Annotated in this window: 2 protein-coding genes; one reads left to right on the top strand and one right to left on the bottom strand. The window is 67.4% G+C overall.

Annotation, left to right across the window (positions count from 1 at the left end; genetic code table 11):
- The first annotated feature begins 285 nt into the window (after positions 1-285).
- A complete protein-coding gene (locus ACDI39_RS26145) occupies positions 286-13,233 on the top strand; it encodes a non-ribosomal peptide synthetase (RefSeq protein WP_486537166.1) in 12,948 nt (4,315 codons plus the stop codon).
- 68 nt (positions 13,234-13,301) lie between these two features.
- On the opposite strand, the gene ACDI39_RS26150 is transcribed toward ACDI39_RS26145, so the two are convergent.
- A complete protein-coding gene (locus tag ACDI39_RS26150) occupies positions 13,302-14,003 on the bottom strand; it encodes an ATP-binding cassette domain-containing protein (protein WP_253081348.1) in 702 nt (233 codons plus the stop codon).
- Between the last annotated feature and the right edge of the window lie 176 nt (positions 14,004-14,179).

The raw sequence follows: 14,179 nt of genomic DNA on the forward strand, positions 1-14,179 counted from the left end.
CTACGACGTGCGACAAGCTATTCAGAATGATAATGATTGTCAAATACGAAAGTTAATGAGTATCTATTCGTATCGGTTCTAAAGCGCCGTCGCGTGAACCCGTTCACGCCTTGTGCCATTCGTCGTCGAGCAAGGGCCGGTGTTGGCGCGGCTGCGAATCACCCGGGCGTTTAATTATTTCCCCCGCCCATCCGTTCCCCTGTGTACCCAGCTGCCGAACGCTGCCCGCCGACTCGTGCGGCGCCGCCCAGGCACGACTCACCCAGACACTGGCAGGAACTCCCCATGACGGACGCCTTCGAACTCCCGCACTCGCTGGTCCAGGCCCTGGCGCAACGCGCCACGCAGACCCCGGACCGGGTCGCCTTGCGCTTTCTGGCCGACGACCCCAGCGAACAGGCCGTGCTCAGCTACCGGGACCTGGACCTGCGCGCGCGTACCATCGCCGCCGCCTTGCAGGCCCGTGCCGGCTTCGGCGATCGCGCGGTGCTGCTGTTCCCCAGTGGCCCGGACTACGTCGCCGCGTTCTTCGGTTGCCTCTATGCCGGTGTCATCGCCGTGCCGGCCTATCCGCCGGAGTCGTCGCGGCGTCACCATCAGGAGCGCCTGCTGTCGATCATCGACGACGCCGAACCCCGTCTGCTGCTGACAGTAGAAGCGCTACGTGACAGTTTGCAGGGCCTCGATGCCCTGGCCACGGCGCAGGCGCCGAGCCTGCTGGCGGTGGATCGCCTGGACCCGGCGCTGGCCGAAGGCTGGCGCGAGCCGGCCCTGGCGGGCGACGATATCGCCTTCCTGCAGTACACCTCCGGCTCCACCGCGCTGCCCAAGGGCGTGCAGGTCAGCCATGGCAACCTGGTGGCCAACGAGCAACTGATCCGCCATGGCTTCGGCATCGACCTGAACCCGGACGACGTCATCGTCAGCTGGTTGCCGCTGTACCACGACATGGGCCTGATCGGCGGCCTGCTGCAACCGATCTTCAGTGGCGTGCCCTGCGTGCTGATGTCGCCGGGCTACTTCCTCGCCCGGCCGCTGCGTTGGCTGCAGGCGATCAGCGAATACCGCGGCACCATCAGCGGCGGGCCGGACTTCGCCTACCGCCTGTGCAGCGAACGGGTCAGCGAGGCGGCCCTGGCCGGCCTCGACCTGAGCCACTGGCGCGTGGCTTACTCCGGCTCCGAACCGATCCGCCAGGACAGCCTGCAAACCTTCGCCGACAAGTTCCAGTCCTGCGGCTTCGACCCGCAGAGTTTCTTCGCCAGCTACGGCCTGGCCGAAGCCACCCTGTTCGTCAGCGGCAGCCGCCGTGGCCAGGGTATCGCCGCGCTGGAGCTGGATGCCGAGGCCTTCGCCGCCAACCGCGCCGAAACCGGCCAGGGCAGCGTGCTGATGAGCTGCGGCTATGCCCAGCCGGGCCATGCGGTGCAGGTCGTCGATCCGCAGCGCCTGGAGACGCTGGCTGACAACCAGGTCGGCGAGATCTGGGCCGCCGGCCCGAGCATCGCCCAGGGCTACTGGCGCAACCCCGAGGCCAGCGCGCGTACCTTCGTCGAGAAAGACGGCCAGACCTGGCTGCGCACCGGCGACCTGGGCTTTTTGCGCGACGGCGAACTGTTCGTCAGCGGGCGGCTGAAGGACATGCTCATCGTCCGTGGCCAGAACCTCTACCCGCAGGACCTGGAGAAGACCCTCGAACGTGAGGTCGATGTGCTGCGCAAGGGCCGTGTGGCGGTGTTCGCCGTCGACGACCAGGGCGAGGAGGGCATCGGCGTGGCGGTGGAGATCAGCCGCAACGTGCAGAAGGCGGTCAAGCCCCAGGACCTCATCAAGACCTTGCGCCAGGTCATCGCCGACGCCTGCCGCCAGGCACCGGCAGTGGTCCTGCTGCTCAACCCCGGCGCGCTGCCCAAGACCTCCAGCGGCAAGCTGCAGCGCTCGGCCTGCCGCCTGCGCATGAACGACGGCAGCCTGGACTGCTACGCGCGCTTCCCCGCAGCCGAGGAACAGGCCACCCCGCAGCTAGCAGGCGATGACTTGCAGGCACGTATCGCCGCGATCTGGCGCGAGCTGCTCGGTGTCGAGTCGGTGGCCGCGGACGATCATTTCCTGCTGCTGGGCGGCAACTCCATCGCCGCCACCCAGGTGACGGCGCGGCTGGCCGACGAGCTGGGCATCGAGCTGGGCCTGCGCACCTTGTTCGAAGCGCCGCTCCTGGCCGACTACAGTGCCGCCGTGGCTGGCATACTCGCCCAGGGCACTGGCGGCGCTCGCGCCATCGATACCCTGGCGCGTGGCCAGGCGTTGCCGCAATCCCTGGCCCAGAACCGCTTGTGGTTGCTGTGGCAACTGGAGCCGCAATCGGCGGCCTACAACATCCCCGCCGGCCTGCACTTGCGTGGCGAGCTGGACGAGGCAGCGCTGCAAGCCAGCTTCCAGGCGCTGGTGGCACGCCATGAATCGCTGCGCACCGTCTTCAGCGAGGTCGACGGCCAGGCCCTGCAACACATCCTGCCCACGCTCGCATTCGAGCTGCAGCGGATCGACTTGCAGGGGCAGGATGGCGCCCAGGTCGCCGCGCAGCGTGAAGCCCAGGCCCGGCAGCCGTTCGACCTGACCCAGGGGCCGTTGCTGCGGGTGACCCTGGCACGCCTGGGCGACGAGGAGCACCAGCTGTGGGTGACCCTGCACCACATCGTCGCCGACGGCTGGTCGCTGAACATCCTGCTCGACGAGTTCGCCCGGCTGTATGCCGCCCAGGGCCAGCAGGCCGACCTGGCGCCACTGCCCCTGGGCTACGCCGACTATGGCCAGTGGCAGCGCCAGTGGCTGGCCGACGGCGAGGCCGCGCGGCAATTGGCGTACTGGAAAGCCCGGCTGGGCGATGACCTGCCGGTGCTCGACCTGTGCACCGACCACCCCCGCGCCGGCCAGCGTGGCAAGCGCGCCGCGCGCCTGGGCGTGAAGGTGCCCGCCAAGCTGGGCGAGGCCATCAAGGGCCTGGCCCGCGAGCAGCAGGCCAGCCTGTTCATGGTCCTGCTGGCCGCCTGGCAGGGCCTGCTGCACCGCTACACCGGGCAGGGTGACATCCGTGTCGGCGTGCCCAATGCCAACCGTCCGCGCCTGGAGACCCAGGGGATGGTCGGCTTCTTCATCAACACCCAGGTGCTGCGCGCCGAACTCGATGGCCGTACGCCGTTCCAGCAGTTGCTGGCTCAGGTGCGCCAGGCCACCCTCGACGCCCAGGCCCACCAGGACCTGCCGTTCGAGCAACTGCTCGAGGCGCTGCCGCAGGCCCGCGAGCAGGGCCTGTTCCAGGTCATGTTCAACCACCAGCAACGCAACCTCTCGGCCCTGCGCCGCCTGCCCGGCCTGCTCGCCGAGGAGTTGCCCTGGCACAGCCGCGAGGCCAAGTTCGACCTGCAGCTGCACAGCGAGGAGGATCACCAGGGGCGCCTGAGCCTGGCCTTCGACTATGCGGCCGAGCTGTTCGAGGCCGACACCATCCAGCGCCTGGCCGGCCACCTGCTGGCGCTGCTCGAGCAGGTCTGCGAGCAGCCGCAACTGGCCCTGGGCGAGGTACAACTGCTCGATGAACACGGCCGCGCCCAATTGCAGGCCTGGGGCCAGGCCCCAGCGCCAGCGGCCCAACGGCTGCTGGTCGAGCAGCTCAATGAGCAAGCGCGGCAAACCCCGGAGCGCACCGCACTGGTGTGGGAGGGTGGTAGCCTCGACTACGCCACCCTGCACCTGCAGGCCAACCGCCTGGCCCACTACCTGCGCGACAAGGGCGTCGGCCCGGACACCTGCGTGGCCATCGCCGTCGAGCGCTCGCCGCAGTTGCTGGTGGGCCTGCTGGCCATCCTCAAGGCCGGTGGTGCCTATGTGCCGCTGGACGTCGACTACCCGGCCGAACGCCTGGCCTACATGCTCGGCGACTGCGGCGCCAGCCTGCTGCTCAGCCACAGCGCGCTGCTCGGCCGCCTGCCCCAGGTGCAGGGCGTCAGCGCCATCGCTCTCGACCAGTTGCACCTCGACAGCTGGCCGAGCCATGCGCCCGGCCTGCACCTGGACGGCGACAACCTCGCCTATGTGATCTACACCTCCGGCTCCACCGGCCAGCCCAAGGGTGTGGGCAACACCCATGCGGCGCTGGCCGAGCGCCTGCAATGGATGCAGGCTACCTATGCGCTGGACGACAGCGACGTGCTGATGCAAAAGGCGCCGATCAGCTTCGACGTCTCGGTGTGGGAATGCTTCTGGCCGCTAGTGAGCGGCTGCCGTCTGGTGCTGGCCGGCCCCGGCGAGCACCGCGACCCCCAGCGCATCGCCCAGTTGGTGCAGGCGCATGGGGTGACCACGCTGCATTTCGTGCCGCCGCTGTTGCAGGTGTTCGTCCAGGAACCCCTGGCGGCGGGCTGCACCAGCCTGCGCCGGCTGTTCTCCGGTGGCGAGGCGCTGTCGGCTGCCTTGCGTGACCGGACCCTGCAACTGCTGCCACAGGTGCAACTGCACAACCGCTATGGCCCGACCGAAACCGCGATCAACGTCACCCACTGGCACTGCCGCACCGAGGACGGCGAACGCTCGCCGATCGGGCGCCCGCTGGGCAACGTGCTGTGTCGGGTACTGGACGACGACCTGCAGCCGACCGCGCCAGGCGTGCCGGGCGAGCTGTGCCTGGGCGGCGCGGGCCTGGCCCGTGGCTACCTGGGCCGCCCGGGGCTGACCGCCGAACGCTTCGTGCCCCAGCCCGACGGCAACGGCCAGCGCCTGTACCGCAGCGGCGACCGTGCTCGCTGGCTGGTCCAGGCCGGGGCCCTGGAATACCTGGGGCGCCTCGACCAGCAGGTGAAGGTGCGAGGTTTTCGTGTCGAACCTGAAGAAGTGCAGGCCTGCCTGCTGGCCCAGCCGGGCGTCGAGCAGGCGCTGGTGCTGATCCACAAGGACGCGTTTGGCGCCCAGCTGGTCGGCTACTACAGCGGCGTCGAGCAGGATACAGCGTTGCTCGCGGCCCTGGCCGAACGCCTGCCGGCCTACATGGTGCCGGCGCAACTGATCCACCTGACCTGCATGCCCCTGGGGCCGAGCGGCAAGGTCGATCGCAAGGCGCTGCCGGCCCCGGTCTGGCAGCAGCGCGAGCACATCGCGCCGCAAAGCGAGTTGCAGCAGCAGGTCGCGGCGATCTGGCGCGAGGTGCTGAACCTGCCACAGGTCGGCCTGCAGGACGACTTCTTCGCCCTCGGCGGCCATTCGCTGCTGGCCACCCAGATCGTCTCGCGCAGCCGCCAGGCGCTGGACGTGGAGCTGCCGCTCAAGGCGCTGTTCGAGGCCAGCGAACTGGGCGCCTTCTGCGCCGAGATCGCGCGCATCCGCGAGGCGGGCGAGCGCAACCTGCAAGGCGAGATCGCCCGGGTCGACCGACGCCAGGCGGTGCCGCTGTCCTATTCGCAGCAGCGCATGTGGTTCCTCTGGCAGATGGAGCCGGACAGCCCTGCCTACAACGTCGGCGGCATGGCACGCCTGCGTGGGGTGCTGCACGTGGATGCCTTCGAGCGCGCCCTGCAGGCGTTGGTGGTACGCCACGAGACTCTGCGCACCACCTTCCCGAGCATCGACGGGGTGCCGTACCAGTGCGTGGCCAACGATAGCCCGCTGCACCTGGCCTGGCATGACTTCAGCGCCGAGCCGGCCAAGGTGCGCGAGCAACGCCTGCAGCAACTGGCCGACGAACAGGCGCACCAGCCGTTCGACCTGGAGCGCGGCCCGCTGCTGCGCGCCTGCCTGGTCAAGGCCGACGAGCGCGAGCACTACTTCGTCCTGACCCTGCACCACATCGTCACCGAAGGCTGGGCCATGGACATTTTCGCCCGCGAGTTGGGCGAGCTGTACGAGGCCTTCGTCGACGAGCGCGAATCGCCCTTGGCGCCGCTGCCGGTGCAGTACCTGGACTACAGCGTATGGCAGCGCCAGTGGCTGGAGGGCGGGGAAGGGGAGCGCCAGCTGGCCTACTGGAAAGCCCGCCTGGGCGACGAGCACCCGGTCCTGGCGTTGCCCTCGGACCGTCCGCGCCCCGCCGTGCAGAGCCACCGTGGCGAGTTGTACCGCTTCGACCTCGACCCGGCACTGGCGGCGCGGGTGCGGGCCTTCAACAGCGAGCGTGGCCTGACCCTGTTCATGACCGTCACCGCCACCTTGGCCCTGCTGCTGCACCGCTACAGCGGTCAGCGCGACCTGCGCATCGGCGCGCCGGTGGCCAACCGCATCCGCCCGGAGAGCGAAGGGCTGATCGGTGCCTTCCTCAATACCCAGGTGCTGCGCTGCGCGCTGGACGGGCAAATGAGCGCCGCCGAACTGCTCGAGCAGGTGCGCCACACCGTGGTCGAGGGGCAGTCGCACCAGGACCTGCCGTTCGACCAACTGGTCGAAGCCCTGCAGCCGCCGCGCAGCAGCGCCTACAACCCACTGTTCCAGGTGATGTGCAACGTCCAGCGCTGGGCCTTCCAGCAGAGCCGCGAACTGGCCGGCATGCAGGTGGACTACCTGGTCAACGACGCCAGCGCCACCAAGTTCGACCTCTACCTGGAAGTCACCGACCTGGACGGCCGCCTGGGCTGCTGCCTGACCTATAGCCGCGACCTGTTCGACGAGCCGCGCATCGCCCGCCTGGCCGAGCATTGGCAGCAACTGCTGGTAGCGCTGCTCGACGACCCGCAGCAGCGCCTGTGCGAACTGCCGATGCTCAGCAGCGCCGAGCAGCAGGTGCTGATCGGCCAGTTGCAGGGCGAGCATGACTTCGAGCTGAACCACACCGTGCATGGCCTGTTCGCCGCCCAGGCGGCCAGCACCCCGCAGGCCCGAGCCTTGACCTTCGCCGGCCAGCACCTGACCTACGCCGAGCTGGACCAGCAGGCCAACCGCCTGGCCCGAGCCCTGCGCGAGCGTGGTGTCGGCCCGCAGGTCCGGGTCGGCCTGGCCCTGGAGCGCTCGCTGGAGATGGTGGTCGGCCTGCTGGCCATCCTCAAGGCCGGTGGCGCCTACGTGCCGCTGGACCCGGAGTACCCGCTCGACCGCCTGCGCTACATGATCGAGGACAGCCGCATCGGCCTGCTGCTGGGGCAGCGCGCGCTGCTCGCGGCATTGGGCGAGCTGCCCGCAGGTGTCGCCCACTGGAGCCTGGAGGACGATGCGGCGACGCTTGCGGCCTACAGCGATGCGCCGCTGGACAACCTCAACCTGCCGCAGCACCAGGCCTACCTGATCAACACCTCCGGCTCGACTGGCAAGCCCAAGGGCGTGGTGGTCAGCCATGGCGAGATCGCCATGCACTGCCAGGCGGTGATCGCCGCCTTCGGCATGCGCAGCGACGACTGCGAGCTGCATTTCTATTCGATCAACTTCGATGCCGCCAGCGAACGCCTGCTGGTGCCGCTGCTGTGCGGTGCTCGGGTGGTGCTGCGTGGCCAGGGCCAGTGGGGCGCCGAGGAAATCTGCCAACTGGTGCGCGAGCAACAGGTGAGCGTGCTGGGCTTCACCCCCAGCTATGGCAGCCAGCTGGCTCAGTACCTGGCCGGGCGTGGCGAGCAGTTGCCGGTGCGGCTGGTCATCACCGGCGGCGAGGCGCTGACCGGCGAGCACCTGCAGCGCATCCGCCAGGCCTTTGCCCCGCAACAGTTCTTCAACGCCTACGGCCCCACCGAGACCGTGGTCATGCCGCTGGCCTGCCTGGCGCCCGAGCAGATTCCCGCCGACGCCGGCAGCGTGCCGATCGGTCGGGTGATCGGGGCACGCACCGCCTATGTGCTCGACGAAGACCTGGCGCTGCTGCCCCAGGGTGGCGTCGGTGAGCTGTACGTCGGCGGTGCAGGCCTGGCCCAGGGCTACCACGATCGACCGGGGTTGTCTGCCGAGCGCTTCGTCGCCGACCCGTTCAGCCAGGATGGCGGTCGCCTGTACCGCACCGGCGACCTGGTGCGCCTGCGCGCCGACGGCCTGGTGGAGTACGTCGGCCGTGCCGACCAGCAGGTGAAGATCCGAGGCTTTCGCATCGAGCTGGGCGAGATCGAGAGTCGCCTGCAGGCCCATGCCGACGTCGACGAGGCGGTGGTCCTGGCCCTCGACCTGCCAGGCGGCCGGCAACTGGTGGGTTACCTGGTCTGTGCCCAGGCCCAGGCCGACGGCGAGGCCCAGGCGGCCCTGCGCGAGACGGTCAAGGCCCATGCTCGTCAGCACCTGCCGGACTACATGGTGCCGGCGCACCTGGTGCTGCTCGATAGCCTGCCCCTGATGGGCAACGGCAAGCTCGACCGCCGCGCCCTGCCGGCGCCCGACCTGGAGCAGGCGCGCCAGCACTACCAGGCGCCGGCCAACGAGCTGGAGCAGCAGTTGGCGCAGATCTGGCGCGAGGTGCTCAACGTGTCGCGGGTCGGTGTGCAGGACAACTTCTTCGAACTGGGCGGTGATTCGATCCTGTCGATCCAGGTGGTCAGCCGTGCGCGTCAGTTGGGGCTGCAATTCACCCCGCGCGACCTGTTCCAGCACCAGACCATCCAGACACTGGCGGCGGTGGTGCGCAGTGGCTCGGCGCCGAGCAGCATCGAGCAGGGCCCGCGCCAGGGGCGCACTGCGCTGACGCCGATCCAGCATTGGTTCTTCGACAGCGCCATGAGCCAGCCCCAGCACTGGAACCAGGCGGTTCTGCTGGAGGCTCGCCAGCCGTTGCAGGCCGATGCCCTGGAGCGTGCCCTGGCGGCGTTGCTGGAGCATCACGACAGCCTGCGCCTGCGCTTCACCCAGGCCAATGGGCAGTGGCAGGCCGACTATGCCCAAGCGGCGACGCAAGCGCTGCTGTGGACCGCCACCGTGGCCGATTTCGACGACTGCCAGGCGCTCTACACCGACGTGCAGCGCAGCCTGGACCTTGACCGGGGCCCGCTGTTGCGTGCCTTGCTGGTCAGCGACGGGCAGGGTGGGCAGCGCCTGCTGCTGGCGATCCACCACCTGGTGGTCGATGGTGTGTCCTGGCGCGTGCTGCTGGAAGACCTGCAGGCGCTCTACCGTGGCGAGCGACTGGCAGCCAAGACCCACGCCATGGGCGACTGGGCCGCGCGCCTGGCCAGCTATGCCGGCAGCGACTCGCTGCGCGACGAGCTGGGCTGGTGGGTCGGCCAACTGGGCAATGCCCGTCACGAGCTGCCGTGCGACCATCCCCAGGGTGGCAACCTGCATCGCCATGCCCGTACCCTGGCCATCGAACTCGATGTGGAGCAGACCCGGCAACTGCTGCAACAGGCGCCGGCGGCTTACCACACCCAGGTCAACGACCTGCTGCTCACCGCCCTGGCCCGCGCCCTGTGCCGCTGGAGCGGTGACGATGCGGTGCTGGTGCAACTGGAGGGGCATGGCCGCGACGGGCTGTTCGAGGACATCGACCTGACCCGCAGCGTCGGCTGGTTCACCAATGCCTACCCGCTGAGCCTGAGCCCGGCAGCGGGCGAGGGCGACGTTGCCCGTGCCAGCTCGATCAAGCGCATCAAGGAGCAACTGCGCCAGGTGCCGCACAAGGGCATCGGCTACGGCGTGCTGCGCTACCTGGCCGACGACGCCAGCCGTGAACGCATGGCGGCGTTGCCCCAGGCGCGGATCACCTTCAACTACCTGGGCCAGTTCGACCAGCAGTTCGATGCCAAGGCGCTGTTCCAGCCGCTGGATGCACCGACAGGCCTGGCCCACGACCAGGACGCACCGCTGCCCAACTGGCTGAGCGTCGATGGCCAGGTGTATGGCGGCGCGTTGCAACTGCGCTGGACCTTCAGCGCCGAGCGCTACGAGGAGCGCACCATCGCCGAGCTGGCCGAGGCCTATCGCCAGGAACTGCTGGCCCTGGTCGAGCACTGCCTGGGCGAGGGCAACGGCAGCTTCACGCCCTCGGACTTCCCCCTGGCGCAACTGACCCAGGAGCAGATCGACAGCCTGCCGGTACCGGCCGCCGAGATCGAGGACGTCTACCCGCTCACGCCGATGCAGGAGGGCTTGCTGCTGCACACCCTGCTCGAGCCAGGCACCGGCATCTACTACATGCAGGACCGCTATCGCATCAACAGTGCCGTCGACCCCGAGCGCTTCGCCCAGGCCTGGCAGGCCGTGGTGGCGCGCCACGAGGCCCTGCGCGCATCGTTCAGCTGGAACGCCGGCGAGGCGATGCTGCAGATCATCCACAAGCCCGGCAAGACACCGGTGGACTACCAGGACTGGCGCGGCCTCGACGAGGCGGTCCAGGAAGAGCGCCTGCAAGATTTGCACAAGCAGGAGCGCGAGGCCGGCTTCGAGCTGCTGCGCGAGGCACCGTTCCACCTGCGCCTGGTGCGCGTCGACGATGAGCGCTACTGGTTCATGATGAGCAACCACCACATCCTCATCGATGCCTGGTGCCGCTCGCTGCTGATGAACGACTTCTTCGAGATCTACCAGGCCCTTGGCGAGGGTCGCCAGGCCCAACTGCCGGTGCCGCCGCGCTACCGCGACTACATCGGCTGGCTGCAACGCCAGGATCTGGACGAAGCACGCCAGTGGTGGCAAGACAACCTGGCCGGTTTCGAGCGCGCCACGGCCATCCCGAGCGACCGCCCACTGCGTCATGAGCATGCCGGTGACGGCATGATCGTCGGTGACTGCTACACCCGCCTGGAGGTCAAGGACGGGGTGCGCCTGCGCGAGCTGGCCCAAGCCCACCAACTGACCGTCAACACCTTCGCCCAGGCGGCCTGGGCCCTGGTGCTGGCGCGCTACAGCGGCGAGCGCGACGTGGTCTTCGGCGTCACCGTGGCCGGGCGCCCGGTCAGCTTGCCGCAGATGCAGCGCACGGTCGGCCTGTTCATCAACAGCATCGCCTTGCGCGTGCAGTTGCCCGAGCCAGGCCAGCGGCTCAGCGTGCGCCAGTGGCTGCAGGGCCTGCTGGAGCGCAACATGGAGCTGCGCGAATACGAGTACCTGCCGCTGGTGGCGATCCAGGAGTGCAGCGAGCTGCCCAAGGGCCAGCCGCTGTTCGACAGCCTGTTCGTGTTCGAGAATGCACCGGTGGAAACGGCGGTGCTGGATCATGCGCAGCACCTCAATGCCAGCTCCGATTCGGGCCGTACCCACACCAACTTCCCGTTGACCGCGGTGTGCTACCCGGGCGACGACCTGGGCCTGCACCTGTCGTTCGACCAGCGCTACTTCGACTACCCGACCGTCGAACGCCTGCTGGCCGAGTTCAAGCGCCTGTTGCTGGCGCTGGTGCAAGGTTTCGAAGGGGAGGTGGCCGAGCTGCCGCTGCTGGGCGCGGACGAGCAGCGCTTCCTGCTGGAAGACTGCAATCGCACCGAGCACGCCTACAGCCTGGAGCAGAGCTATGTGGCGCTGTTCGAGGCGCGGGTCGCCGCCCATCCCGAGCGTGTCGTCGCCCGTTGCCTGGAGGCGGCCTATGACTATGCCGGGCTGAACCTGGCGGCCAACCGCCTGGGCCATGCCCTGGTCGCGGCGGGCGTGGCCATCGACCAGCCCGTGGCGCTGCTGGCCGAGCGTGGCCTGCCGTTGCTGGGCATGATCGTCGGCAGCTTCAAGGCCGGCGCTGGCTACCTGCCGCTGGACCCGGGCCTGCCCTCGGCGCGCCTGCAACGTATCGTCGAGCTGAGCCGCACGCCAGTGCTGGTGTGCACGGCGGCCTGTGCCGAACAGGCGCGCCAGTTGCTGGACGAGCTGGGCGGCGCGGCACGGCCGAAGCTGCTGCTGTGGGAGGCGGTCCAGGCCAGCGATGTGGCCAGCCACAACCCCGGCATCCACAGCGCGCCGGACAACCTGGCTTATGTGATCTACACCTCCGGCTCCACTGGCTTGCCCAAGGGGGTGATGGTCGAACAGCGCGGCATGCTCAACAACCAGTTGAGCAAGGTGCCCTACCTGCAACTGGACGAGCAGGACGTGATCGCCCAGACCGCCTCGCAGAGCTTCGACATTTCGGTCTGGCAGTTCCTCGCCGCGCCGTTGTTCGGTGCCCAGGTGAACATCGTGCCGAACGCCATCGCCCACGACCCGCAGGGCTTGCTGGCCCATGTGCAGGCCACCGGTATCAGCGTGCTGGAAAGCGTGCCGTCGCTGATCCAGGGCATGCTGGCCAACGAGCACCAGCCCCTGGACCGCCTGCGTTGGATGCTGCCGACCGGCGAGGCCATGCCGCCGGAGCTGGCGGCCCAGTGGCTGCAGCGCTACGCCGAGATCGGCCTGGTCAACGCCTATGGGCCGGCAGAGTGTTCGGACGACGTGGCGTTCTTCCGCGTCGACGCCGCGTCGACCCGTGGCAGCTACTTGCCGATCGGCACGCCGACCGACAACAACCGCCTGTACCTGCTTGGCGAGGACCAGGCGCTGGTGCCGCTGGGGGCGGTGGGCGAGCTGTGCGTCGCCGGTACCGGTGTCGGCCGCGGTTACGTCGGTGACCCGGTGCGTACTGCCCAGGCCTTCATACCGCATCCCTATGGGGCTCCGGGTGAGCGCCTGTACCGCACCGGCGACCTGGCACGGCGCCGTGCGGACGGTGTGCTCGAATACGTCGGCCGCATCGACCACCAGGTGAAGATCCGCGGCTACCGCATCGAGCTGGGCGAGATCGAGGCCCGCCTGCATGAGCAGGCCGAGATCCGCGATGCTGCTGTGGGCGTGCAGGAGGGCGTCAATGGCAAGCACCTGGTCGGCTACCTGGTGGCTCACCAGGGCATAAGCGCCGATGCCGCGTTGCTGGAGCGGGTCAAGCTACGCTTGCGGGCCGAGCTGCCGGACTACATGGTGCCGCTGCACTGGGCCTGGCTGGACGGCCTGCCGCACAACGCCAACGGCAAGCTCGACCGCAAGGCCCTGCCAGCCATCGACATCGGCGGCCAGCACAGCCAGGACTACCTGGCGCCGCGCGACGAGCTGGAGCAGACCCTGGCTGGTATCTGGGCGGACGTACTCAAGGCCGAGCGGGTTGGCGTGCGCGACAACTTCTTCGAACTGGGCGGCCACTCCCTGCTGGCGACTCAGATCGCCTCGCGGGTGCAGAAGCAGTTGCAGTTGAACGTACCGCTGCGGGCGATGTTCGAGTGCAGCACGGTGGAGGCGTTGGCCGAGTACGTGCGCGGGCTGCAGGACAGTGCGCTGGACGATGACAAGGTCGACCGGCTCAGTGACCTGATGGCGGAGTTGGAGGGGTTGTAAGCGTCGCTCTTGACCCTATCGCCGATTCTACGGCCATAGGGTCAAGAGCAGGTTGCTGCACATCGCCATTACACAGTGGCATTGATGAACGCTTCATCAAGTGAAGTGGCATGGTGACGGGTCATGAACTGGTCGCCGCTATCAAATTCCTCGAGTCGTTGGCGGGCAAGCATGTAGAAGCGATGACAGTGAGTGGCGATCTCATGTGTGTAGTGAGATGAGATCAACACAGCTGCACCTTCTTGGCAGGCATTACTGATACCAAGCCATATGTAATGACGGAATTCTGGGTCGACACCTGCAGTAGGTTCGTCGAGTATGATCAAGTCGCTGCCCATGAGGAGTAGCGTTAGGGTGAAAAAACTCCGAATCTCACCGTAGCTGCACGTAGAAGCCTTCTTTTTTGATATCTCGGAATAGCGTTTGAATAACGGAGGCGACCAAGTGTAGAGGCGTGCAAGCGTTTCAGAGTGGCTGGGTGTGGATGTTGAGCTTAAACAGGAAATTAAGTTGTAAACTTCGGCCATATGCAGTAGCGGTGGAGGGGTTAGAATTTGAGTAAGGTAAAGCTGTTGCTGGGAATTGTTGATTATCTTTCCGTGGGTAGGCTTTCTAATTTTGCAGATTAGGTCGAAAAGTGTCGTTTTCCCAGCTCCGTTGCTACCAAGAATACCAACTATTTCGCCTTTGTTTAGAGCTAGGCCTATATTGTCAAACAAGGTTTGATTTTTATAGGAGAAGCTCAGGTTTTTGATGCTTAGTATGCTCATTTAGTATCTACTCCAAATAGGCTGGATTCTGAAATATTTACCAGTCAGGTAACTGCCAAGAAGGGAGCTGGTAAGTGCTGCGAGAAAGCTGTTGATCAGTGAAATCTCTCCGTGAAATATTTTTGTGCTCAGATGTAGTGGGTTTATAGAAGGAATGTCCTGAGTGTGCATGGCGC

It is taken from the genome of Pseudomonas sp. Tun-23181 (genome assembly GCF_057415455.1).